Source organism: Streptomyces sp. NPDC058375 (assembly GCF_042723425.1).
Taxonomy (GTDB): domain Bacteria; phylum Actinomycetota; class Actinomycetes; order Streptomycetales; family Streptomycetaceae; genus Streptomyces; species Streptomyces durocortorensis.
The window spans coordinates 20,700-43,502 of record NZ_JBHXJG010000016.1; the positions used below are offsets into that span (position 1 = coordinate 20,700).

Here is a 22,803-nt window from a genome sequence, read left to right on the forward strand (position 1 = left end):
GACAGCTGCGGGTACGGCGCCGGGGCTTCACTGCGGCCTGCCGCGCCGACGACCGCCGTCGTCGAACCGCCTGCCGCCCTGCCCCGGGCGCCGTACCCGGCTTTCTCGCTCCCCTGAATCGACACCGGCCCCCACCGGTGCTGAGCATCAGCGTACGGGCGGGGGCCACGGGGGAAAGGCGATTCGGCGAACTGGTTACCTCAGGCGCGTCTTAGGGTGGATTCATGTTCCGTCTTGAGACAGAAGTAGACAGAGAACGTCGCATTCTGCTGAGCGGGCGTCTGCACGAGGACAACGTCGCCGCTTCGGCCGGCCTGCGTGCGCTGCTCTCCACCTCCGCCGAGCACGAAGTCCCCCTGGAAGTGTGGGCGTTGGACCAGCATGGGGCCCTGGCGGGCGGGCTGACCGGGCGGACCTGGGCGTACTGGCTGCACGTCGATCTGCTCTGGGTCGACGCCCCGCACCGGGGCTCGGGCCTCGGCGCGCGTCTGCTCGCCGAGGCCGAACGGACCGCCCGCACCGAGCGCGCCTGCACCCGCTCGCGGCTGGAGACCTGGGACTTCCAGGCCCCCGGCTTCTACCGCAGACAGGGGTACGAGGAGATCGGCCGGGTCGCGGACTACCCGCCCGGCGTCACCGAGTTCATCCTGGTCAAGGACCTGTGAGCGCGGGACGCCGGATCGGGACCGGGACCGGGACCGGGCTCAGCGCAGTCGGCGCGCCCCGGCCGACGGGATGGCGTCGAAGATCCCCGGGGCCGCGTGTCCGGCCGCCGCGAACGCCTCGCTGACCGCCTTGGCCACCGTTTCGGCCGCCGACTCCTCCACCAGGACGACCGCCGAGCCGCCGAAGCCGCCGCCGGTCATCCGCGCACCGAGCGCCCCGGCCGCGTTCGCCGCCTCGACCACCAAGTCCAACTCGGGGCAGGAGACCCGCAGATCGTCGCGGAGCGAGAGGTGGCCCTCGTTCAGGACGGGGCCCGCCGCGCGGACGTCGCCCGCGTCGAGCAGCGAAATGACCTGCTCGACGCGGCGGTTGTCGCCGACGACATGGCGTACGTAGCGGATGACGGACTCGTCCGCCCCGGCGTCGGCGAGCGTGGTGAGCGCCGCGTCGAGACCGGCGTACGGCAGATCGCGCAGCATCGGTATGCCGAGCAGCCGGGCGCCCTCCTCGCAGCCGGCCCGGCGCTCCGCGTACGCGCCGTCGCCGAGCGCGTGTTTGACCCGGGTGTCGACGACCAGGAGCGTCAGGCCGTGGGAGGCCAGGTCGAAGGGGACCTGGCGCAGCGAGAGGTCGCGGGTGTCCAGGTGGAGGGCATGGCCCTCGGTGCAGCAGGCCGAGGCCATCTGGTCCATGATCCCGCAGGGCACGCCGACGAAGTCGTTCTCGGCGCGGCGGCCGATGACGGCGAGTTCGGCGGCGCTCAGGCCGAGTTGGAAGAGGTCGTTCAGGGCGAGCGCGGTGACGACTTCGAGGGCGGCGGAGGAGGAGAGCCCGGCGCCGGTGGGCACGGTGGAGGTGAGCGCGATGTCCGCCCCGGTGACCGGGTGGCCGGCCTCGCGCAGCGCCCAGAGGACCCCGGCGGGGTAGGCGGCCCAGCCGTGGCCGGAGTGCGGGGCGAGTTCGTCGGCCCGGAGGGAGACGACGCCGCCGGGGACGTCGGTGGAGTAGAGGCGCAGGACGCCGTCGTCGCGGCGGGAGACGGCGGCGACGGCGGTGTGCGGGAGGGCGAGCGGCATGACGAAGCCGTCGTTGAAGTCGGTGTACTCGCCGATCAGGTTCACTCGTCCGGGTGCGGCCCAGATGCCGTCGGGCTCGCTTCCGTACAGCTCGGTGAAGGTGGCGGCGGGGTCGTCCCGGTGTCCTTCAGCGGCGGTCACGGTCGGTTCGGGGTGCTGGCTCATGGGGTGGTGGTGTCCTCTCGGCGGGCGAACTGCCAGGCGTCGGCGATGATTCCGGCCAGGTCGGCGCGGGAGGGCTGCCAGCCGAGGCGCTCGATGGCGGTGGCGGCGGAGGCGACGAGGACGGCCGGGTCGCCGCCTCGGCGGGGGGCGGCGGTCTCGGGGACGGGATGGCCGGTGACCTTGCGGACGGTCTCGATGACCTCGCGGACCGAGAAGCCGTTGCCGTTGCCGAGGTTGCAGATCAGGTGCTCGCCCGGGGCGGCGGCGGTGAGGGCCAGCAGGTGGGCGTCGGCGAGGTCGGCGACGTGGATGTAGTCGCGGACGCAGGTGCCGTCGGGGGTGGGGTAGTCGTCACCGTATACGTTGATCGACTCACGCCGGCCCAGGGCGACTTGGAGGACCAGCGGGATGAGGTGGGACTCGGGGCTGTGGCGCTCGCCGCACCTTCCGTATGCTCCGGCCACGTTGAAGTAGCGCAGCGAGACGGCGGCCAGGCCGTGGGCGGTGGCCTCGCCGCTGATCATGTGGTCGACGGCGAGCTTGGACGCGCCGTAGGGGCTGGTGGGGGCGGTGGGGTCGGTCTCGGTGATGGGGCTGGAGACCGGTTCGCCGTAGGTGGCGGCGGTGGAGGAGAACACGAGGGTGCGTACGCCGTGTTCGCGCATGGCGGCGAGCAGGGCGGTGGTGCCGCCGACGTTGTTGACCCAGTATTTCTCCGGGTTCACGACGGACTCGCCGACCTGGGAGAAGGCGGCGAAGTGCAGGACGCCGTCGTAGGAGGGGTCCAGGTGGCGGGCGGCGTCCTGGATGCGGCCCTCGATGAACGCGGCCCCGGCGGGGACGCCCTCGCGGAAGCCGGTGGAGAGGTCGTCGAGGACGGTCACGGTGTGCCCGGCCTCCAGCAGGTGCTGGGCGACGACGCTGCCGACGTATCCGGCACCGCCGGTGACCAGGTACTTCTTGGGGTCGGCGGGGACGTTCCGGGGAGTGCTCACTGGCTCGCTACCTCTCGCAGTCGCTCGGCCGCGGCCTCCGGCGGCACGTCGTTGATGAACACGCTCATGCCGGACTCGGACCCCGCGAGGAACTTCAGCTTGCCGGAGGTCCGGCGAATGGTGAAAAGCTCCAGGTGCAGGGCGAAGTCCTCCCGGCCGTCGACCCCGAACGGCGCCTGGTGCCAGGCGGAGATGTACGGGGTCGGCGGCTCGCCGGGTCCGAAGATCCGGTCGAAGCGCCTCAGGAGTTCCAGATAGACCTGTGGGAACTCCGTCCGCGCCTGCTCGTCCAGCTCCCGCAGGTCGGGGACGCGGCGGCGCGGGTACAGGTGGACCTCGTAGGGCCAGTGCGCCGCGTACGGGACGAAGGCGACCCAGTGGTCGGTGGCGAGGACGACGCGTGAGCCGTCCTTCTCCTCGCGGGCGACCACGTCGTCGAAGAGGTTGGCGCCGGTCTCCTCGCGGTGCCGGGCGGCCGAGCGGAGCATCAGCTCGGTGCGCGGGGTGACGAAGGGGTAACCGTAGATCTGGCCGTGCGGGTGGCCGAGGGTGACGCCGATCTCGGCGCCGCGGTTCTCGAAGCAGAAGACCTGGGTGACCTGGTCGAGGGCGGCGAGGGCGGCGGTGCGGTCGGTCCAGGCGGCGAGGACGAGGGCGGCCTGCTCCTCGGTGAGGTCGGCGAAGGACGCGTCGTGGTCGGAGGTGAAGCAGACGACCTCGCAGCGGCCGGAGCCGCCGGCGAGCGAGGGGAAGCGGTTCTCGAAGACCGCGACGTCGTAGTGGTCGTCGGGGATCTCGCTCTGCCGCCCCTCCCGGGTGGGGCAGAGGGGGCAGGCGTCGGCCGGCGGGTGGTAGGTGCGGGCCTGGCGGTGCGAGGCGATGGCGACCGCGTCGCCGAGCAGGGGGTCGCGGCGGATCTCCGACGAGGTCGAGACGGGGTCCAGGGGGCGATGGTCGACCGCGTCGCGGACGGTGTCGTCCGCGGAGTCGTAGTAGATCAGCTCACGGCCGTCGGCGAGGGTCGTAACCGTCTTCTTCACCAGGGTCCTCCACCAGATCCTCCCAACATAATCGCACATAACAAATCACAAGCGAACACCTCCGTCAATGCCTGCGGGAACGCCAGACGGCTGGCCGCATACCCGGACATTCACCCGCACTCGATCACGATCAAACAAAGAACCCCAAGCAGACTGTTCATTTCTCGAACATGACGGCGTAAGTTCCGTCGGGTTAAGTTCGCGATACGAAGCGAGTACCCCCATGCAGACACTGGCCGAAGGGCTTCGGCTCCCCACGAACGGGCTCGACTACGCCATCCTGGCGATCTACTTCGTCGTCGTCCTCGGCATCGGCTTCATGGCCCGTGCCAGCGTCAAGACGAGCCTCGACTTCTTCCTCTCCGGACGGTCCCTGCCCGCCTGGGTGACCGGGCTCGCCTTCGTCGCGGCGAACCTCGGCGCCACCGAGATCCTCGGCATGGCGGCCACCGGCGCGCAGTACGGCGTCGCGGTGGTGCACTGGTACTGGATCGGTGCGATCCCCGCCATGGTCTTCCTCGGCCTGGTGATGATGCCGTTCTACTACCGCTCCAAGGTGCGCTCGGTGCCGGAGTTCCTGCTCCAGCGGTTCGACAAGTCCGCGCACCTGCTCAGCTCGGTGCTCTTCGCCTTCGCGGCGATCCTCATCGCGGGCGTCAACCTCTACGCCCTGTCGATCGTCGTCGAGGCGCTCCTCGGCTGGCCGCAGTGGGTCGCGATCGTCGTCGCGGGCCTGTTCGTGCTGGTCTACATCACGATCGGCGGGCTCTCCTCGGCGATCTACAACGAGGTGCTCCAGTTCTTCGTCATCCTCGCCGCGCTGATCCCCCTCACCGTCCTCGGCCTGAAGCGGGTCGGCGGCTGGGACGCCATGAGCGACTCGCTGACCAAGCAGCACGGCGGGGACTTCATGACCGCCTGGGGCGGCACCGGCATCGGTGACGCCAACCCGCTGGGCGCCAACTGGCTGACGATCATCCTCGGCCTCGGCTTCGTGCTGTCCTTCGGCTACTGGACGACGAACTTCGCCGAGGTGCAGCGCGCGCTGTCCGCGAAGAACCTCTCCGCCGCCAAGCGCACCCCGCTGATCGCCGCCTTCCCGAAGATCTTCATCGTCTTCGCGGTGATGATCCCGGGCCTGGTCGCCGCCGTGATCGTGCCGAAGATCGGCACCCCGGACTCCGACCTCACCTACAACGACGCGATACCCCTGCTGATGCAGGAACTGCTGCCCAACGGTGTCCTCGGCATCGCGGTGACCGGTCTGCTCGCCGCGTTCATGGCGGGCATGGCGGCCAACGTCTCGTCGTTCAACACGGTGTTCACCACCGACATCTGGCAGCGGTACGTGGTGAAGGACAAGCCGGACACGTACTACCTGCGCTTCGGGCGGCTGATCACCGCGATCGGCGTGCTGGCCTCGATCGGCACGGCGTTCATCGCCGCCAGCTTCTCGAACATCATGAGCTACCTCCAGACGCTGTTCTCGTTCTTCAACGTCCCGATGTTCGTGGTCTTCATCATCGGTATGTTCTGGAAGCGGGCCTCGATGAAGTCCGGCGTCTGGGGCCTGGTCGCGGGCACCGCGGCCGCGATGATCAACTACTTCTGGATCTACAAGGGCGGGATCATCGACATCCCTTCCGACCAGGGCGCCAACTTCGTCTCCGCGATCGTCGGGTTCGTCGCCGGAGCCGTCGTCATGGTCGTCGTCACCCTCTTCACCGCGCCGAAGCCCGAAGCGGAACTGGCCGGTCTGGTGTACGGGACCGAGTCGCCGGACCCCGACGAGGCGCCGGACGAGGCGGACAGCGCCTGGTACCGCAAGCCCGCGCTGCTCGGCTGGGGCGCGATCGTGCTCGCCGCCGCGTGCTACATCCCCTACTCGTTCTGATCGGAGGAACTCACCATGTCCGACCTGCAGAAGGAAGTCTCCGAACTGGAGCGCAAGTCCGCGACCGCGGCCCGTCTCTTCGACATCCGGCGGATCATCGGCGGCCTGTTCGTGGTCTACGGCGTGATCGTCACCATCGCCGGCCTCAGCCCGTCCGACGCCGACCTGAAGAAGGCCGAGGGCGTCCACATCAACCTGTGGACGGGCCTCGCCATGCTGGCGCTCGGCCTGTTCTTCCTGGTCTGGATGAAGCTGCGCCCGGCCGAGGCCCCGGCAGCCCCGGAAGCGGAGCCGGAGCGGGAGCGGGAGCCGGGGTCCGACGCGGGCTGAACCACCCGCCGCCCGGCCGCACACCGCCCGGCCGGCCGCCGCCGGTGAGCCCACCGCCGGTGAGCCCGCCGCCCGGCCGCCACGTCCCGCAGGGGCCGTCCGTCACCCGCTCCGCCCGGGGACGTACGGCCCCTGCGGCGTACCGCGCGGCGTTCCCTCCGGGGTGTACGGGCCCTGCGGCGCAACGCCGTTCCCCGCGGCCCGCTCCAGCAGCCCGGTCCGGGCGGCGAGGGCGGCCGCCTCCAGCCGGGAGCCGACCCCGAGCTTCATCAGGACCCGCTGGACATGGGTGCGGGCGGTGCTCGGGGCGATGTCCATCCCGGCCGCGATCAGCCGGGTGCCCTCGCCCTCGGCGACCCGTACCAGCACCTCGGCCTCGCGCGGGGTGAGCATCCGCAGCAGCCGCCGCCCCTCGTCGTCGGGCTGGACCGCCGGGTTGAGCAGCTCGGCGAAGGCGCCCCGCAGCAGCTGCGGGGCGATGGCGCTCTCCCCCGCCCGCGCCTTGAGCATGGCCCGCTCCACGCCCTCGATGCGCTCGTCGTGCCGGACGTACCCCGCGGCCCCGGCGGCGAACGCCGCGGCGATCCCGCGCGGGCTGGGCACCGGTCCGAGGACCACCACCGCCACCTGCGGGCGCTCCTGGCCGATGCGCGTGATCGGGTCGAAGACCCCGGGGGCGGCGGGCGATGCCGTACCGAACAGGCAGACCTCCGGGGCTCTGCTGACCACCAGTTCGGCGGCCCCTGACGTCGGCGCGGCCGCCGCGAGCACCCGGTGCCCGCGCAGTTTCAGCGCCGAGGCGAGTGCCTCGGCGAGCAGACGGTGATCGTCGACCACCATGAGCCGCACGCCCATCGGTCCTCAGCCCCCAAAGCCCTGTACGCCCGGCCCCCCGGACTCCTGCCCCGGCAAGCTACACGCTCGCCCGGTGCCGCGCGGCGCTTACGTGGGAGAAGCCCACCAGAATGCCGAATTCTGCGCGATTCGGGGCTCGTTGACCGGTAGTCGGTGATCACTTCACCGGCGGAGAACGATCGGCCCCGCCGGTGGGGGTGATCGACCGGCGGGGCCTTGTGCTGCACGACGCTCCCGAAGGAGCGCGGTGGTCAGTCGGCGCGGTAGCCGACGGCGAGATAGAGCTTGTCGTCGGCGTCGATGACGCTGCGCTTGCTGACCAGGCTCTTCGACTTGAAGAAGTGCCCGTCGGAGTAGAGGAGTTCGGAGTGGTCGCTGGTGAACCTACGCTCCGCCTCCCGGACCGCCTCGTCGTCCGGGTTCTCCATCAGCAGGGTCTGCTTGAAGGTCTCGCCGTCGATGGAGACGATCTGGCCGCCCTTGTCGTAGGGGGGCTCCTTGTACGCGATGACGTTGGTGCCGTCCATGCGGAGCGGGACCAGGCTGTAGCTGTCGCCGGCGTCGGCCCGGTTGCCGAGGAGCTTGCCCGTGGTCAGGTCGAAGGCGACGATCTCGTTGGTCTCGCCGTACTCACTGGTGCCGTCGTGGTTCTCCGTCGGCAGGTAGAGCCGGTTGTTGCCGACGGCCAGGCTCTGGCACTTCTCGACCTCGGTGGAGCCGCAGCGGGCCGCGTACTGCTCGGCGTCGGCGGGGATACGGACCTTCAGCTTGCCGGTCGCCGCGTCGATCGAGAAGAAGTCGGAGATGCCGCTGCCGTCGCCGGCGGTGTCGCCGACGTCGGCCGCGACCACCAGCGGCTTGGTGGAGACGATGGCGGCGTAGTCGATGCCCGCGGGCATCTTGTACGAGGACAGCGGGGCGCCGTCCTTCGGGTTCAGTGCCTCCACGGCGAGCTGCGGGCTGTCGATCTCACCGCACCTGCGGACCACGGCGAGGGCCTCGCCGCCCGCGTAGCCGCGGTCGTAGCAGCCGTCCGAGCCGACCTTCGGCTTCCAGAGCTCGGCGCCGTCGGCCAGGTTGAAGCCCGCGCCGCCCGAGGTGCCGCCCGCGGCGACGGTGGTCCCGCTGAGCGTGACCTCGTCGAAGCGGACCTGCTGGTCACCGCCGGTGGCGGAGGTGATGCCCTTGCTCCACACGAGCTTGCCGGCGGTCAGGTCGATCACGCCGACCTGGTTGCACGACGGGTACTTGTCCTCCTTGGTCGCCTTCTTCTCCTCGAAGACGATCGCGGTCTTGTAGTCCTTGCTCATGTGCCGGGAGGCGGTGCAAACCTCGCCGGGCAGCGGGACGGACCAGAGCTCGGTGCCCTTGTCGCGGTCGTAGGCGGTGATCTCGGCGACGCCGGACTTCACGTACGCCTTGTCGGTGAGCCATGAGCCCTCGACCGTGGTGATGTCGCCGACTTCCGGCTCCGGGATCTGGAAGGCGACCTTGGACTTGGTGCTGGCGGGCGCCTTCTCCTTGCCCCCGGCCAGGCCGCCGTCCTCGCCGCCCTTGGCTTCGCCGCCGGTGGAGCCGGACGAGGAGGCCTCGTTCTTGCCGCCCTTGTCGTCACCGCCGGTGGTGGAGTAGATGACGCCGGCGCCGATGATCAGCACCACGGCGACGGCCGCGGCGACGATGATCTGCATCTGGGTGGAGAACTTCTTGCCGCCGCCGTCGCCACCCGGCTGCGGGGCCCCGTACTGCGGGTGCATCGGCTGGGTCGGGTAGCCGTACCCCTGCTGCGGCATCCCGGGCTGACCGGGGTGCCCGGGCTGGCCGTGCTGTCCGGCGGGCCCCTGCGGGTAGCCGTACCCCTGCTGCGGCGCCTGCGGATAGCCGTAACCGCCTGGCTGCGGCGCGGACGGGGCGGGGTAGCCGCCGGGGGGCGGGGGCGGCGGGGTGCCGTAGCCCCCGGCGGGCGCGTCCTGCGACGCGGCGGGCGGCTGCTGGGGCTGCTTGCCGAAGGGGTCCGCGGGCGGCGGAGTCGGCTGGCCGAACCCTCCCGGCGGCGGGTCCTGCGGCGCGCCGAACCCACCCGAGGGCGGACCGGCGGGCGGCGGCGGGGGCGTGTCCGACGGCTCGTTGGGCGGCTGCTGCGGTGGCTGGGGCGGCTGGGTCATGGCGTGCGTACCTCTGGGGACGAGTGGATGTGGGGGCGCGTGGGGCCGGGAGGGGCCTGGAGGGGCCGGGTGCCGGGGCTGGAGTCCGTCACTTCTCGAACACCAGCAGCGTCGACTGCTCCAGCTCTTCCTTGTCGTTGGTCGCGCTCACGCGCTCGCTGAAGATGAAGGAGCGGCCACCCTCGTAGACGACCTTGGACGAGAAGAAACCGTTCTCGATCCGGCCGGTCGACGCCGGGTGCTGGAGCAGCGTCTTGGGGGTGCCGCCGGTCGGCGCGAGCGTCACGAGGGCGCCGGCCGCGTCGTACTTCGGCCGCATGTAGAGCAGCACGTCGCCGCCCTCCATGCCCAGCGGCTTCAGGACGCGTTCGGCCGGGGCGGGCGCCTCCCACTTGGGCTTTCCGGTGTTCAGGTCGAAGGCGATGACCTTGTTCGTCCGGGCGGTCCCGCTGGAGTCGTCCTCGGTCGCCATGTAGAAGGTGTTGGCGTCGGCGGCGACACCGCTGCACCCTTCGAGGCTCTCTCCGAAGATCGCGAAACGGCTCCCGCAGTCGGCGGTGAGCTTGTCGCTCTTGCCGGGCGCGAGCTGGGAGCGGAGCTTGCCGCTCTCGGTGAGCGCGACGATGGTGTACTGCTTCTTCTTCTCGTGCTCCAGCCGGACGACGAGCGGGGTGACCGAGTAGACCTTGCTGACCTCCCAGCCGCGCGGCGGCTGGTACGTCCACTTGGGCTTGCCGGTGACCGGGTTCAGTTCCTGGACCTGCTGCTGCGGGTTCTCGATGTCGTCGGTGCGGCAACTGGCCGCGGCGATGAGCTTCGGGCCGCCGGCGAAGGCGAAGGGCTTGCAGTTGCCCTCGGGGTTGCCGAACAGCTCCTTGCCGTCGCTGACCCGGTAGGCGTTGGAGTTGCCGGTGCGCCCCACGGTGACGGTGTCTCCGCTGATCGCGAGAGCGATGTCCGACAGGAAGTCCCAGGTGCCGTTGCCCTTGATCGTCTTCTTCCAGCCGGGCTTGCCGGTGTTGAGGTCGATCATCTGGAGGGTGGAGCACTTGGCCTTGTCCGTGGTGCCGTCCTTCACCCCGATGACGATCTTGCCGTCGGCGGTGGGGGAGTTGGGCGTGGCGCACACGTCGGCGGGGAGCGGCACGGTCCACTTCTGCTTGCCGTCGGCGACGGAGTAGCCGGACACGCCCCGGTACATGGCCTTGGCGATCACGTCGCCGGCGAACCAGGGGCCCTCGACGGACGAGCCGTTGCGGGGCAGGTCGACGTCGTTCTTCTGGAGCCAGGCGACCTTCGCCTCGCCCGGCTTGCGCCCGGCGTTGAGGTCGTCGTCCGCCTCGCGGCCGTCGCCGTTGCCGTCGCCCTCGTCGACGGTCGGCGACGCGCTGGGGGCCTTGGGGTCGTTGCTGGTGTTGGCGACGGGCTTCTTGGGGTCGTCGTCGCCGCTGTCGCTGACGAGGAAGTAGGTGCCCGTGCCGGCGACCAGGACCACGGCGAGCGCCGCCGCGACGATGATGCCGGTCTTGTTCTTGAGGAACCCGCCGCCGGAGCCCGGTCCGCCGGGGCCGGGGGCGCCGGGATACTGCTGCTGCGGGTAGCCGTAACCGGGCTGGGGCTGTTGACCGTACGCTCCGGGGGCCTGCTGGCCGTACGGGCCGGGGGCCTGCTGGCCGTACGGGCCGGGCTGCTGGCCGTACGGACCGGGCGCCTGGCCGGGGGCCTGCTGGCCGTAGGGGCCGGGCGCCTGGCCGGGCTGCTGCGGGTAGCCGTAGCCGGGCTGCGCCGGGGGCTGTTGCGGGTAGCCGTACGCCGGGGTGCCCGGCGGGGGCGTCTGCGGCGGGCCGGCCGGGGGCGCCGGCGACTGTGCGGGCGGCGGCCCCTGGGGCGGCTGACCGGGCGGCGTCTGCGGCGGCCTGGCCAGGTCAGGCTGATCCTGGGGCGGCGGTCCCTGGGGCGGCTGAGGAGCTCCGTTCGGCGGCTCCTGCGGAGCCCCGAAGCCTCCCTGCGGCGGTTGCTGGCTGGGCGGCTGGCTCATATCAGCACGTCCCCCTTCGTGCGGCCCGGTGCGCGATCCGGTCTCCCCCGCGATTCCGAGAGGGGTCAATCCCCCTCGGAAAGGAGCGAATCGGGCATGGCTTCCGCGGTGTTACGACAGTCGGGCGGGGCTTCTTTGTACCACCCGCCCGCCACTCGGGACCGGATCGGTCCAGCCCCTGTTCCCAAGGGAGAACCGCCTTGTGATGCCCTCGTTACGCCCCGGTCGGAGGTGATGGTCAGTCACCGAAGACGATGATCGTCTCCAGGTCCATCTCCTCCGCGTCGGTCTCGGCGGTGACGCGGCCGGTGGCGACCAGGGAGCGTCCGTCGACATAGCGGACCGCAAGATCGAACATCTGCTCGGCGCCTCCGGCCGACGCCGGATGCCGCAGGACCGTTTGCGGAGCGCCGCCCTGCGGTCCGAGCGCCATGATGCCGCCGCCTGCCGCGCCCATCGAGTACGGCGGGGTGAGGTACAGCAGCACCTTGCCGTCCTCGACCCGCATCGGATGCAGCGTCTGCGCGGGCGGCGCCGGCGCCTTCCACTTCATCTTGCCGGTGTTCATGTCGAAGGCGACGACGGAGTTGGTGAACTCGCCGTCCACGTGAACGGGCTTCGTGGCGAGGTAGAACGTGTCGCCGCCCGCGGCCGCGCCGAGGCAGTCGTCGAGATTGTCGCCCGGCTCGCCGCACTGGACCTCGAAGTCCTCCTTGCCGGGGTCGGGCTGAGCGCTCAGGGTGCCGTCGTCGCCCAGGAGCGCGATGGCCCACTTCGCCTCCAGCCCGTCCTGCCGCAGCGAGACGACCGGCGGGTCGACGGAGTAGAACCGGTCGATCTTCCAGCCCTTCTTGACCTTGTACGTCCACACGGTCTTGCCGGTGGCCGGGTCCATGCGCCGCACTTCCTCGTCCGGGGTGTCGTCGTCACCCGGACGCTTGCGGCAGTCGACCGCGGCGAGCGGGACGTCGCCGCTGGTGAAGCCGTACGGCTGGCAGAAGCCCGGCAGCCGGTCCCACAGGTGCTTGCCGTCGCTGATCCGGTAGGCGTCGGTGCGGGTCGTCCGTCCGACCGTCAGGACGTCGCCGTTGACCGCCATGGCGATGTTCGACAACCCGTCCGTCATCGAGGAACGGTCGAGGGTGGCGGTCCAACCCGCCTTGCCGGTGGTCAGGTCGATCATCTGGAGCTTCTCGCAGTCCGCACCTTCGATGGTGTCTTCCTTGAGAGCGATGACGATCTTGCCGTCCGGGCTCGGCTGCGTCGGCGCGGCGCAGACGTCGGCCGGCAGGCGCAGGCTCCACTTCCGCGAGCCGTCGTCGAGGGAGTAGCCGGACGCCGTGCGGTACATGGCCTTGGCCACGATGCCGCCCGTGATCCACGGACCGCGCACGGCGACGCCGGCCTGCGGCACGTCCACGTCGTTCTTCTGGACCCAGCGGACCTTCGCCTCGCCGTCCTTGCGGCCCTTGTTGAGCTCCGCCGCGCCCGGGGCGGGCGTCAGCTTCGGGCTCGGCTCGCCGCTGGGCTTCTTCGGGGCGGTGCTCTCCTTCGCGACGGGCTTCTTGTCGTCGGTGCCGTCGTCGCCGCCCACCGCGAACCAGACGCCTGTCCCGATGACGAGGACCCCGGCGAGCACGGCGGCGACGAGACCGGCGACCCGGCCCCGCGAACGCCCGCCGCCCCCGGACCCGCCGGAGGGCGGCTGCTGGGGTTGGCCGTAGGGCACGGTGGGCGGCTGCGGGTAGCCGTGCGGCACGGTGGGCGGCTGCGGCTGCGGCTGCGGCTGCGGCTGCGGCTGCGGGTAGCCGTACGGCGGCGTGGGCGGCGGACCGTACGGGCCTGGCTGCGGCTGGTGCTGCACCGGCTCTCCGTACGCACCGGGCTGCGGCTGGTGCTGCTGCCCCGGCTCTCCGTACGCACCGGGCTGCGGCTGGTGCTGCTGCCCCGGCTCTCCGTACGCACCGGGCTGCGGCTCGTACGGAGCGCCGAAGCCTCCCTGCTCCCCCGGGCTGCCCTGCGGCGGCTGCGACATCGGTTGTGGTCCCCCTCGAACGTACGGTCCCTGCCGCCCCGTTCTACCACCTGCCGCGGCAGCCCCGTCGGCCCGGTCAGGCGTCCTCGGCCAGCTCCAGCCAGCGCATCTCCAACTCGTCCCGCTCGGTGACGAGTTCACGCAGTTCGGCGTCGAGCTTCGCGACCTTCTCGAAGTCGGTGGCGTTGTCCGCGATCTGCTTGTGCAGCGTGGTCTCGCGGGTGGAGAGCTTGTCGAGCTGCCGCTCGACCTTCTGCAGCTCCTTCTTCGCGGCACGGGCCTCCTGCGCCGAGACGGCGGGGGCGGCGGCGGGGGCTCCGGACGAACGGGGCGCGGCGGCGGAGGGGGTGGCCTCCTCCTCCATCCGCTGCCGGCGCTCCAGGTACTCGTCGATCCCGCGCGGCAGCATGCGCAGGGCGCGGTCGCCGAGGAGCGCCATGACCTTGTCCGTGGTCCGCTCGATGAAGAACCGGTCGTGGGAGATCACGATCATCGACCCGGGCCAGCCGTCGAGGAGGTCCTCCAGCTGCGTCAGGGTCTCGATGTCGAGGTCGTTGGTGGGCTCGTCGAGGAAGAGGACGTTGGGCTCGTCCATCAGCAGCCGCAGGATCTGGAGCCGGCGGCGCTCACCGCCGGAGAGGTCGCCGACGGGCGTCCACTGCTTCTCCTTGGTGAAGCCGAACTGCTCGCAGAGCTGACCGGCGGTCATCTCCCGGCCCTTGCCGAGGTCGACCCGGTCGCGCACCTGCTGGACGGCCTCCAGGACCCGGAGGTTCGGGTTCAGCTCGGAGACCTCCTGGGAGAGGTAGGCGAGCTTGACGGTCTTGCCGACGACGACCTTCCCGGCGGCGGGCTGCTCGTCGCCCTGCGTACGGGCGGCCTCGGCCAGCGCGCGCAGCAGGGAGGTCTTGCCCGCGCCGTTGACGCCGACCAGGCCGACGCGGTCGCCGGGACCGAGCTGCCAGGTGAGGTGGGTGAGGAGGGTCTTGGGCCCGGCCTGGACGGTCACGTCCTCCAGGTCGAACACGGTCTTGCCGAGGCGGGCGTTGGCGAACTTCATCAGCTCGCTGGTGTCACGGGGAGGCGGCACGTCGGCGATGAGCTCGTTGGCGGCCTCGATGCGGTAGCGCGGCTTGGAGGTACGGGCGGGGGCGCCGCGGCGCAGCCAGGCCAGCTCCTTGCGCATGAGGTTCTGCCGCTTGGACTCCTCGGTGGCGGCGATGCGTTCGCGCTCGGCGCGGGCGAAGACGTAGTCGCTGTAGCCGCCCTCGTACTCGTGGACGGTGCCGCGCTGGACGTCCCACATGCGGGTGCAGACCTGGTCGAGGAACCACCGGTCGTGGGTGACGCAGACGAGGGCGGAGCGGCGGGCGCGCAGGTGGCCGGCCAGCCAGGAGATGCCCTCGACGTCGAGGTGGTTGGTGGGCTCGTCGAGGACGATCAGGTCCTGCTCGTCGATGAGGAGCTTGGCCAGCGCGATACGTCGGCGCTCGCCGCCGGAGAGCGGGGCGATGACGGTGTCGAGCCCGTGCTCGAAGCCGGGGAGGGCGAGGCCGCCGAAGAGCCCGGTGAGTACGTCGCGGATCTTGGCGCTGCCCGCCCACTCGTGGTCGGCGAGATCGCCGATGACCTCCTGGCGGATGGTCTTCTCCGGGTCCAGGGAGTCGTGCTGGGTGAGGACGCCGAGGCGCAGCCCGCCGTTGTGGGTGACGCGGCCGGTGTCCGCGTCCTCCAGCTTGGCGAGCATCCGGATGAGGGTGGTCTTGCCGTCGCCGTTGCGGCCCACGACACCGATCCGGTCGCCCTCGGACACCCCGAGGGATACGCCGTCGAGCAGGGCACGGGTGCCGTACACCTTGCTGACCTGCTCGACATTGACCAGATTGACGGCCATTTCACTCCTGTCTTGGGGATCCCTGCGGCGAGGACCACTCGACGTACCAGAGTAGTCGCCGCGTGGGGTGCGATAGCGTGCCGCGATCGATCATGGGGAGAAGCCCCAGGTCGTAGGGGTACGGCAGACATCCGGGGTGGGGACTTCATGACCATGACGCGTGGGACGAGACGGTGCCGGGTTCTGGCGGCAGTGACGGCAGCGGCGGCGATGACGCTGGCCGGTTGTTCGTCGTCGGCCGGGACCGGGACCGAGGACGGGGGCCCGGCCGGACCGGCGGTCAGCAGCAGCGCTCCCGCGAAGGCGGCGGAGAAGGCCGGAACGGACACGGCCGAAGCCGAGGGCGTGAAGGTGGCGGCGAAGGGCGGGCGGCTCGGCGGCCCCGGTTCGGCGTGCGAGCTGCCGGTGACCTTCGACCTCGCCGCCCGCTGGAAGCCGAAGGCGATCGAGCTGGAGCCGGACTCCATCCTGGCCGATCTGGCCGAGCAGGGCACCGTGAAGATGGTCTGCGAGATCGACGCCAAGCCGGCGGGGAACATCGGCTTCCTGCGGGTGTGGCGGGGCAAGGCGTCCGAGGAGGACCCGCAGGCGGTGCTGAAGGCCTTCGTGGAAGACGACCCGAACGCGAGTAAGGCCGCCTACACGCAGGTGAAGGCCGGTACGCTCGCGGCCGCCGAGGTCCGGTACACGGGGCACAGTGAGCTGCTGGAGGAGTCGAAGAGCGAGCGCGCCTTCGCCGTCTCGACGCCCGACGGCCCGGTGCTGGTGCACCTGGGCGGGATGGACACCGAGGAGCACACCGCGATGCTGCCGGCGTACGAGCTGGCGAAGAAGTCCCTGAAGCTCGGCTGACCGGCCCGTCGCCGCTCCCGGGCCCGTGCCCGCCGCTGGGCCGGGGGCCTGCGATACCGTGCGGCGACCGATCAAGGGCCGGGGGGCGACGTGGTGGCCGCGGCATGGGAACGGTTCACCGGGCACCGGTGGTTGCCGAAAGCGGCCGCGGTCGCGCTCGCCGCGGCGTTGGTGGCCGGACGCCTACCGCGCGCCCCGCCCCCGCCCCGCCCGCTCCACCAGCAGCCAGCCGCCCAGCGTCATCGCGACGGCGGCCGGGGCGCTGACCGGAATCGCGATCAGCAGGGCCGTGCGGCCGTCCAGCAGGCCGTTGAAGCCGACCATGGACAGACCGAGCACCCCGAGCAGGCAGAGGGTCGCGCCGAGGGCCGCGAGGGGGCCCTCGCCTGTGGCTCCCGGCCGTCCCGGTGCCGACGGGGCCGGGCGTTCGAAGGTGCGGAAGGCGGCGACCAGGGCGACGGTCAAGCCTGCGGCCAGCGCGATCCGCAGCGGGACCTGGGTCCACCAGGCGGCCGACGCGGGCTCGGGCAGCTCGACGTCCAGGGCGAGCAGCGCCCCGTACACCCCGAACATCGCCGTGAGGTGCCAGAGGAACGCGGTCATCGCCACCCCGTTGGCCGCCACCACCGTGCGCCAGACGCGGGGGCGCTCCAGCAGGCGGGCGGCCGGGGCGCGGAGGAGTTCCACCGCGCCGACGAGCCAGAGGCCGTGGGCCAGCAGGGCGAGGGTGGGCGGGGCCATGTTGCTGACCTTCTCGCCGGGCATCCCGACCATGGACAGCGGGTACGGGCCGAACGCCACCAGCGCGGTCGCGGCGACCAGGCCCGCCCCGGTGAGCATCGCGGGGCGGCGGATGCGGTCGTCGGCGCGCAGGAAGCCGAGCTGGTGGACCGCCAGCCAGACGAACGCGAAGTTGAGGAACTCGACGTACGGGACTCCGACCGCGAAGCGCAGTACGTCCACCGCGACCGCCGCGCCCGCAAGACCCGCGAACGCCCCCCAGCCGTACCGCTCGTGCAGCCTCAGCAGCGGCGGGGTGAACGCCACCATCGCCAGGTAGATCCCGATGAACCACAGCGGCTGGGTCACCATCCGCAGGGTCACGCCGGTCAGCCCGCCGCCCCCGCCGAGGAGTTGGACCAGCAGCGCCGCCGCGCCCCAGACCAGGACGAACACCATGGTCGGGCGCAGCAGCCGCTGGAGCCGGGCGCGGAGGAAGGCCGAGTAGACGGAATCCCCGGCCCCTTCGGGGCGCTTGCGGAGCAGGGAGCGGTAGGACAGCGCGTGCGAGAAGCCGCCGACGAAGAAGAACACCGGCATGACCTGGAGCAGCCAGGTCAGCGGCTGGAGCGCCGGGACGACGGCGAGCAGGTTGCCCACCCCGTCCGGGGTGACGGCGGCCATCAGCCAGTGGCCTAGCACGACCGCGCCGAGCGAGGCGACCCGCAGGAGGTCGACGTAACGGTCCCGGGTGACGGGCGTCGCCCCGGCCAGTTCACGAACACTTGATCCCATGCCCGTACGGTCGCGTGCGCGGGGTGGGGGACGGCAGCGTCGTCGTACTCACATGGGCGGTGAGTACGTGCGTCAGATCGCCTGTGTCCCCGGCGCGGGCGAGACCGCCACGCGGGCGTTGCGGCACGTCCCGGAGGCCATCAGCGCGGCCGCCACCTTCTCGGCCGTCTCCTCGTCCGGGACCAGGAACGCCGTCGTCGGCCCGGATCCGGAGACCAGCGCGGCCAGCGCCCCCGCCTCCGTGCCCGCCGCCAGCGTGTCCGCGAGGGACGGGCGCAGGGAGAGCGCGGCGGACTGGAGGTCGTTGCTCAGGGCTCCCGCGAGTGCGCCGGAGTCGCCGGAGCGCAGGGCGGCCAGGAGGGTGGGGGACGCGGTCGGCTCGGGGACCTCGGTGTCGGCCGTGAGGCGGTCGAACTCCCCGTAGACGGCGGGCGTGGAGAGGCCCCCGTCTGCCACCGCGAAGACCCAGTGGAACGTGCCGCCGACCTCGATCGGGGTCAGTTTCTCGCCGCGTCCCGTACCGAGCGCGGCCCCGCCGACCAGGCTGAACGGCACGTCGCTGCCCAGCTCCGCGCAGATCGCGAGGAGTTCGTCGCGGCTCGCGCCGGTCCCCCACAGGGCGTCGCAGGCGACCAGGGCGGCGGCCCCGTCGGCACTGCCGCCCGCCATGCCGCCCGCGACCGGGATGTCCTTGGCGATGTGCAGGTGGACGGCGGGGTCGATGCCGTACCGCTCGGCCAGCGCGAGGGCGGCCCGGGCGGCGAGATTCGTACGGTCCAGCGGGACCTGGGCGGCGTCCGGGCCCGAGCAGGTGATGCGCAGCTCGTCGGCCGGGACCGCGGTGACCTCGTCGTACAGGCCGACGGCGAGGAAGACGTTGGCCAGGTCATGGAAGCCGTCGGGGCGGGCGGCGCCCACGGCGAGCTGCACGTTGACCTTGGCGGGGACGCGGACGGTGACGCCCGTACGGACAGCACTCACAGGGCCGCCTCCGGCTTGTCCGGCGCTCACGCGGACACCTCCGGCTTGTTCTCCGCGATCGCCGCGAACTCCTCCACCGTCAGCGCCTCCCCGCGCGCCTGCGGCGAGATCCCGGCGGCGACGAGCGCGGCCTCGGCGGCGGGCGCGGAACCGGCCCAGCCGGAGAGCGCGGCGCGCAGCGTCTTGCGGCGCTGCGCGAAGGCGGCGTCCACGACCGCGAAGACCTCGGCGCGGGACGCGGTGGTGGCGATGGGCTTCGTGCGCCGGACGAGCGAGACCAGGCCGGAGTCGACGTTCGGGGCGGGCCAGAAGACGGTGCGGCCGATGGACCCGGCGCGCTTGACGTCCGCGTACCAGTTGGCCTTCACCGAGGGCACGCCGTAGACCTTGTTGCCGGGGCGGGCGGCCAGCCTGTCGGCCACCTCGGCCTGGACCATGACCAGGGTCCGCTCGATGCTCGGGAACCGCTCCAGCATGGTGAGCAGGACGGGGACGGCCACGTTGTACGGGAGGTTCGCCACCAGCGCCGTGGGCGCGGGGCCCGGCAGCTCGGTGACCAGCATCGCGTCCGAGTGGACCAGGGCGAAGCGGTCGGCGCGCTCCGGCATCCGGGCCTGGACCGTGGCGGGCAGCGCGGCCGCGAGCACGTCGTCGATCTCGACCGCGATCACCCGGTCCGCCGCCTCCAGCAGCGCCAGGGTCAGCGAGCCGAGCCCGGGGCCCACCTCGACGACCACGTCGTCCGGGCGGACCTCGGCCGTGCGCACGATGCGGCGGACGGTGTTGGCGTCGATGACGAAGTTCTGACCGCGCTGCTTGGTCGGGCGTACGCCCAGCTCGGCTGCCAGGTCGCGGATGTCTGCGGGGCCCAGGAGGGCGTCGGGCTCTGTGCTGCTCACCCGGTAAGCCTACGGCCGCAGTGGGGCCACGGACTCGCCCCCCGTTGCACGTACAGCTTCTTCGCCCGGTACGTCTGCTCGGCGGCGGGTGCGTCCTGGGGGCGTCCGCTGCCGCCGAGGGACTGCCAGGTCCGGGTGTCGAACTGGTACAGCCCGCCGTACGTGCCGCTCGGGTCGACCGCGTCGGCGCGCCCGCCGGACTCGCAGGCGGCGAGCGCGGACCAGTTCAGCCCGTCCGCCCCGGCGTCCGAGTCGGGGCGCTGCCGGGTGCCGGTGCGCACGACGCGGCTGACCGGCAGGTGGACCAGCTCCTCGGCGGCTCGGCGCGGCTTCTGCCGGACGCCGTTGACGGTCCGGACGGCGTACGTGACCCGGCGTACACCGTTGCGTCCCGCCCGCTCCACCCGCTCGACGCCCCGGAACAGCTCGGGGTCGTCGCTGCGTTCGACGGCGTACGGGATCGGCTCCTCGCGCACCTCGCGGCTGTCGGTGATCCGCATGACGGAGATCGTCTGCCCGTCGCGCGGGAAGCTCGCGGGGTCGACGGAGGTGGTGTCCTGGCCGTGCAGGGTGATGCCCGCCTCGGCGAGGGCCTCGCGGACGGTCGCGGCGTTGGTGCGCAGGGCGCGTTCCTGGCCGTCGGCCATGAAGGTCACGGCGCGTTCGGTGCGGACGGCGAGGGTCAGACCGGTGCGGGCGATCCGGGTGGAGCGGGCGGCGGAAAGGTGCGCCCCCTCGGCCCGGATCCCGAACTCGCGCAGAGCCCCGGCCACGGTGTCGGCGGTCGTCCAGACCCGGTGGCGGGCGCCGTCGAGGGTGAGGGTGACGGGCCGCCCGTAGTGGACGACGACCTCGTCGCCGTGGTCGAGGCCGGCGCCGGGGTCCGGGGAGACGCGGTCGTGCGCGCCGACCGTGACACCTTCCTCCTCCAGCAGCTCGGTGACGTCGTCGGCGAAGGTGTGCAGGGTGCGGGGCGTGCCGTCGACCTCCAGCCGGACGGCCTTGTCGTGGGCGACGAACGCGGTGGTGCCGCCGGCCAGGAAGGCGACGACGAGGGCCTTCGGGACGAACCGCTTCAGGTTCTCGGGGTCGGCGACGAGGGTGCGGCGGCGCTTGGCGGCCCGTCGCGCTTCGGCGCGGGTGGGGCCCCGCCGGGGCACCGCGGGCGGCGGCCCGTCGAGCGGCGGCCCGTCGAGCAGGGCGTCGACGAGCGGGGTGTCGACCATGGTCGGGGCGTGGGCAGGCGGGGCGGGGGCGGCCGGGGCGGGGGCGGCGGGGCCCGCCCTCCACGTCCCGTCCGCCAGCGTCAGCTGCTCGTGGAACGCGCCGAGACGCCTGTCCTGCGAAGTGTTCACGCCGTTCACGCCGCTCCTGAAGATCCGCCCGCTGCCGCCCCCCGTCGTGGGCGGGGACGATAGCGGAGTAGCGGTGACTCTCCAAAGCGGCACGGCTACGCAGCGTGCACACCGTGGCTCAGAAGTCGAACGCCCGCGCCGTGTTGTCGTAGATCGCGGCGGCCAGCACGTCCTCGTCCAGGCCCTTCACCTCGGCCATCGCGCGGAGCGTGACCGGGATGAGGTAGGGCGCGTTGGGCCGTCCGCGGTACGGGGCGGGGGTGAGGAAAGGCGCATCCGTCTCGACGAGGACCAGCTCGGTCGGGGCGACGGCCAGCGCGTCGCGCAGCGGCTGGGCGTTCTTGAAGGTCACGTTGCCCGCGAAGGACATGAAGTACCCGGCCCGGGCGCAGACCTCGGCCATCTCGGCGTCGCCGGAGTAGCAGTGGAACACCGTGCGCTCGGGCGCGCCCGCGTCGGCCAGGACCCGCAGGACGTCCGCGTGCGCGTCCCGGTCGTGGATGACCAGGGCCTTGCCGTGCCGCTTGGCGATCTCGATGTGGGCCCGGAAGGACTCCTCCTGGGCGGCGACGCCCTCGGGGCCCGTACGGAAGAAGTCGAGGCCCGTCTCGCCGACCCCGCGCACGTGGTCGAGGGCGGCCAGCGCGTCGATCTCCGCGAGCGCCTCGTCCAGCGCCGCCCTGCCGCCGGGCTCCCTGGCCCCCTGCCGCGCGGTGCCGTCCGGATCGCCGTGGACGATGCGCGGGGCCTCGTTGGGGTGCAGGGCCACCGAGGCGTGGACGGCCGGATGGGCGGCCGCGGTGTCGGCGGCCCAGCGGGAGCCGGCCACGTCGCAGCCCACCTGGACGACGGTGCTCACGTTCACCGCGGCGGCCCGGGCGAGGGCCTCCTCGACGGTGGCGTCCTGCATGTCCAGGTGGGTGTGGGAGTCGGCCACCGGAACCCTCAGGGGTTCCGGCAGCGGCGGGGCTTCGGTACGGCTCATGCCGACGACTCTACGAGGGCCCGGCCCCCGTACGACGTCGGCGTCCGGCCCGCAGGCGTCACCTGCGCTGGAAGGGGTGCAGCAGGTCCGACAGCCGCCAGTGGCGGTCCGGGGCGGCGGCGGTCGACACCGTACGGTCCTTCGCGCCGATGTCCGCGGTCTGCGGTATCCGCTGCTTCCGCAGCAGCTCCTGGACACCGGCGACCCGCCCCGCCCGCATGATGCGCACCACGTGTCCTCCGCAGTTGGTGCAGGTGGGAGTGGAGAGCGGCGACGGCACGCGCTCGCCGTCCGCCGTGTAGACCACGAAGGCGTGACCGTGCACGTCGACGTGGTGCTCTATCTCGTAGGACTGCTCCCAGCCGTACCCACACTTCATGCAGGCGAAGGCATACGCCTCATGGACAGTGGTCGCTGCGATCTCGCTCATGCCTGCTCCTCTTGTCCGCCGGTCACACGCTCCGGGGACGGCCGGCCCGCCCGAGGGTTACGAACAGGTGGCCCGTCCCTTCCAGTGGACACCTCCACCCAGATGGACGCACCAGCTCAGAGGCATTGTTGATGCGTTCTTGGCCTCCTTTGGGCCCTCCTTTGCCGACGCATGGCGCGGCAGAGGTACGAGGCAGGACAGCGCGTGACCGCCAGGGCACCGAGCGCCCCCGAGCGCGCCGCCCGCCGGTCGTGAACGCGCCCGCGCACCACCCCCTCCCATCCCTCCCCTTTTCCTTGAATTCCCGGGCTTTCGCCCCACCCGCACCTCATGAATTCATCATTCAATTGAATGCGTGATTTCCCCGGATGTCGCACCCCGATTTGCGGCGGCGCGCTTCCTCCTTTTCACTCATTACGTCCACCCCATTTCCCACAGGACGGGGAACAACCCATGTTCACCACGGACACCACTGCCACCGACATCGAGCTCGACCTCGACGCCGCTCTCAACCCGGGCGAGGTCGAAGGTGTGTACCGCGACTCCCGCGAGTGCGCCGCTCTCGTGCTTATCGCAGGCACTGGCGGCCTGCTGCTCTCGCCGCCGACCCCGCGCCCGAAGAAGGGCTAGTCG

19 protein-coding genes are annotated in these 22,803 nt (G+C 71.9%); 5 read left to right on the forward strand and 14 right to left on the reverse strand.

Features of this window, described 5'->3' with window-relative positions; translation table 11 throughout:
- Window positions 1-224 precede the first annotated feature (224 nt).
- Window positions 225-665: a GNAT family N-acetyltransferase gene (locus ACFWM7_RS04865; RefSeq protein ID WP_383255147.1), complete on the forward strand. Its 441-nt coding sequence runs from the start codon at window positions 225-227 to the stop codon at window positions 663-665.
- A gap of 39 nt (window positions 666-704) precedes the next feature.
- On the opposite strand, the gene galK is transcribed toward ACFWM7_RS04865, so the two are convergent.
- Genes galK through galT form a run of 3 tightly spaced genes read right to left on the reverse strand, consistent with a single transcriptional unit; the run spans window position 705 to window position 3,942 of the window.
- Window positions 705-1,907: a galactokinase gene (gene galK / locus ACFWM7_RS04870; protein WP_383255149.1), complete on the reverse strand. Its 1,203-nt coding sequence runs from the start codon at window positions 1,905-1,907 to the stop codon at window positions 705-707.
- Window positions 1,904-2,902: a UDP-glucose 4-epimerase GalE gene (gene galE / locus ACFWM7_RS04875; protein ID WP_383255151.1), complete on the reverse strand. Its 999-nt coding sequence runs from the start codon at window positions 2,900-2,902 to the stop codon at window positions 1,904-1,906. The genes galK and galE overlap by 4 nt, the downstream gene beginning before the upstream one ends.
- Window positions 2,899-3,942 (reverse strand): galactose-1-phosphate uridylyltransferase, encoded by a 1,044-nt coding sequence (galT, locus tag ACFWM7_RS04880; RefSeq protein ID WP_383255153.1) that lies wholly within the window; start codon window positions 3,940-3,942, stop codon window positions 2,899-2,901. The genes galE and galT overlap by 4 nt, the downstream gene beginning before the upstream one ends.
- Before the next feature lie 223 nt (window positions 3,943-4,165).
- Here galT and ACFWM7_RS04885 point away from each other — a divergent pair, with 223 nt between their 5' ends.
- Both ACFWM7_RS04885 and ACFWM7_RS04890 read left to right on the forward strand, forming a co-directional pair.
- A complete protein-coding gene (locus tag ACFWM7_RS04885; protein ID WP_383255155.1) occupies window positions 4,166-5,836 on the forward strand; it encodes a sodium:solute symporter family protein in 1,671 nt (556 codons plus the stop codon).
- A gap of 15 nt (window positions 5,837-5,851) precedes the next feature.
- Window positions 5,852-6,166 carry a hypothetical protein gene (locus ACFWM7_RS04890; RefSeq protein WP_383255158.1) on the forward strand — a complete coding sequence of 105 codons (315 nt, stop codon included), beginning with the start codon at window positions 5,852-5,854 and terminating at the stop codon, window positions 6,164-6,166.
- A 102-nt stretch (window positions 6,167-6,268) separates the two neighbouring features.
- Here the strand turns inward: ACFWM7_RS04890 and ACFWM7_RS04895 are convergent, their stop codons facing one another.
- The 5 genes from ACFWM7_RS04895 to ACFWM7_RS04915 form a co-directional block, all read right to left on the reverse strand.
- On the reverse strand, window positions 6,269-7,021 hold the full coding sequence (locus ACFWM7_RS04895) for a response regulator transcription factor (protein WP_383255160.1): 753 nt from the start codon (window positions 7,019-7,021) through the stop codon (window positions 6,269-6,271).
- Between the two features lie 251 nt (window positions 7,022-7,272).
- Window positions 7,273-9,186 carry a PQQ-binding-like beta-propeller repeat protein gene (locus ACFWM7_RS04900; RefSeq protein ID WP_383255162.1) on the reverse strand — a complete coding sequence of 638 codons (1,914 nt, stop codon included), beginning with the start codon at window positions 9,184-9,186 and terminating at the stop codon, window positions 7,273-7,275.
- 88 nt (window positions 9,187-9,274) lie between these two features.
- Window positions 9,275-11,224: a PQQ-binding-like beta-propeller repeat protein gene (locus ACFWM7_RS04905; protein ID WP_383255164.1), complete on the reverse strand. Its 1,950-nt coding sequence runs from the start codon at window positions 11,222-11,224 to the stop codon at window positions 9,275-9,277.
- 238 nt (window positions 11,225-11,462) lie between these two features.
- Window positions 11,463-13,259 (reverse strand): PQQ-binding-like beta-propeller repeat protein, encoded by a 1,797-nt coding sequence (locus ACFWM7_RS04910; protein WP_383255166.1) that lies wholly within the window; start codon window positions 13,257-13,259, stop codon window positions 11,463-11,465.
- Between the two features lie 76 nt (window positions 13,260-13,335).
- Window positions 13,336-15,153, reverse strand: coding sequence for an ABC-F family ATP-binding cassette domain-containing protein (locus tag ACFWM7_RS04915; RefSeq protein WP_383255168.1), 1,818 nt, complete (start codon window positions 15,151-15,153; stop codon window positions 13,336-13,338).
- Between the two features lie 147 nt (window positions 15,154-15,300).
- Between ACFWM7_RS04915 and ACFWM7_RS04920 the strand changes: the two genes are divergently transcribed.
- Entirely contained in the window at window positions 15,301-16,005 is a 705-nt protein-coding gene (locus ACFWM7_RS04920) for a lipoprotein (RefSeq protein WP_383255171.1), read from the forward strand.
- A 183-nt stretch (window positions 16,006-16,188) separates the two neighbouring features.
- Here the strand turns inward: ACFWM7_RS04920 and ACFWM7_RS04925 are convergent, their stop codons facing one another.
- The 6 genes from ACFWM7_RS04925 to ACFWM7_RS04950 all read right to left on the reverse strand — a co-directional run bounded on the left by ACFWM7_RS04925 (window position 16,189) and on the right by ACFWM7_RS04950 (window position 22,170).
- On the reverse strand, window positions 16,189-17,520 hold the full coding sequence (locus ACFWM7_RS04925) for an acyltransferase (RefSeq protein ID WP_383255174.1): 1,332 nt from the start codon (window positions 17,518-17,520) through the stop codon (window positions 16,189-16,191).
- Window positions 17,521-17,592: 72 nt separating this feature from the next.
- The gene (locus ACFWM7_RS04930) at window positions 17,593-18,501 is read right to left on the reverse strand and encodes a 4-(cytidine 5'-diphospho)-2-C-methyl-D-erythritol kinase (protein ID WP_383255177.1); all 909 of its coding nucleotides are present in this window, start codon (window positions 18,499-18,501) and stop codon (window positions 17,593-17,595) included.
- A gap of 26 nt (window positions 18,502-18,527) precedes the next feature.
- Window positions 18,528-19,400: a 16S rRNA (adenine(1518)-N(6)/adenine(1519)-N(6))-dimethyltransferase RsmA gene (rsmA, locus tag ACFWM7_RS04935; RefSeq protein WP_383255179.1), complete on the reverse strand. Its 873-nt coding sequence runs from the start codon at window positions 19,398-19,400 to the stop codon at window positions 18,528-18,530.
- The gene (locus tag ACFWM7_RS04940) at window positions 19,397-20,764 is read right to left on the reverse strand and encodes a ubiquitin-like domain-containing protein (protein WP_383255181.1); all 1,368 of its coding nucleotides are present in this window, start codon (window positions 20,762-20,764) and stop codon (window positions 19,397-19,399) included. The genes rsmA and ACFWM7_RS04940 overlap by 4 nt, the downstream gene beginning before the upstream one ends.
- A 109-nt stretch (window positions 20,765-20,873) precedes the next feature.
- Complete coding sequence (locus tag ACFWM7_RS04945) at window positions 20,874-21,740, reverse strand: TatD family hydrolase (protein WP_383255183.1); 867 nt, start codon at window positions 21,738-21,740, stop codon at window positions 20,874-20,876.
- 58 nt (window positions 21,741-21,798) lie between these two features.
- Window positions 21,799-22,170, reverse strand: a complete 372-nt coding sequence (locus tag ACFWM7_RS04950; RefSeq protein WP_383255185.1) for a hypothetical protein — start codon at window positions 22,168-22,170, stop codon at window positions 21,799-21,801.
- 453 nt (window positions 22,171-22,623) lie between these two features.
- On the opposite strand from ACFWM7_RS04950, the gene ACFWM7_RS04955 reads away from it, so the two are divergent.
- Window positions 22,624-22,800 (forward strand): hypothetical protein, encoded by a 177-nt coding sequence (locus tag ACFWM7_RS04955; protein WP_383255187.1) that lies wholly within the window; start codon window positions 22,624-22,626, stop codon window positions 22,798-22,800.
- Window positions 22,801-22,803 lie beyond the last annotated feature (3 nt).

Excerpts from the sequence above, each read along its gene's own strand:
- ACFWM7_RS04955 (WP_383255187.1), top strand. The coding sequence starts at position 22,624 with ATGTTCACCACGGACACCACTGCCACCGACATCGAGCTCGACCTCGAC.
- ACFWM7_RS04900 (WP_383255162.1), bottom strand. The coding sequence starts at position 9,186 with ATGACCCAGCCGCCCCAGCCACCGCAGCAGCCGCCCAACGAGCCGTCG.
- ACFWM7_RS04865 (WP_383255147.1), top strand. The coding sequence starts at position 225 with ATGTTCCGTCTTGAGACAGAAGTAGACAGAGAACGTCGCATTCTGCTG.
- ACFWM7_RS04950 (WP_383255185.1), bottom strand. The coding sequence starts at position 22,170 with ATGAGCGAGATCGCAGCGACCACTGTCCATGAGGCGTATGCCTTCGCC.
- ACFWM7_RS04920 (WP_383255171.1), top strand. The coding sequence starts at position 15,301 with ATGACCATGACGCGTGGGACGAGACGGTGCCGGGTTCTGGCGGCAGTG.
- ACFWM7_RS04905 (WP_383255164.1), bottom strand. The coding sequence starts at position 11,224 with ATGAGCCAGCCGCCCAGCCAGCAACCGCCGCAGGGAGGCTTCGGGGCT.
- ACFWM7_RS04890 (WP_383255158.1), top strand. The coding sequence starts at position 5,852 with ATGTCCGACCTGCAGAAGGAAGTCTCCGAACTGGAGCGCAAGTCCGCG.
- ACFWM7_RS04945 (WP_383255183.1), bottom strand. The coding sequence starts at position 21,740 with ATGAGCCGTACCGAAGCCCCGCCGCTGCCGGAACCCCTGAGGGTTCCG.
- ACFWM7_RS04925 (WP_383255174.1), bottom strand. The coding sequence starts at position 17,520 with ATGGGATCAAGTGTTCGTGAACTGGCCGGGGCGACGCCCGTCACCCGG.
- ACFWM7_RS04915 (WP_383255168.1), bottom strand. The coding sequence starts at position 15,153 with ATGGCCGTCAATCTGGTCAATGTCGAGCAGGTCAGCAAGGTGTACGGC.
- ACFWM7_RS04885 (WP_383255155.1), top strand. The coding sequence starts at position 4,166 with ATGCAGACACTGGCCGAAGGGCTTCGGCTCCCCACGAACGGGCTCGAC.
- ACFWM7_RS04910 (WP_383255166.1), bottom strand. The coding sequence starts at position 13,259 with ATGTCGCAGCCGCCGCAGGGCAGCCCGGGGGAGCAGGGAGGCTTCGGC.
- ACFWM7_RS04895 (WP_383255160.1), bottom strand. The coding sequence starts at position 7,021 with ATGGGCGTGCGGCTCATGGTGGTCGACGATCACCGTCTGCTCGCCGAG.
- galK (WP_383255149.1), bottom strand. The coding sequence starts at position 1,907 with ATGAGCCAGCACCCCGAACCGACCGTGACCGCCGCTGAAGGACACCGG.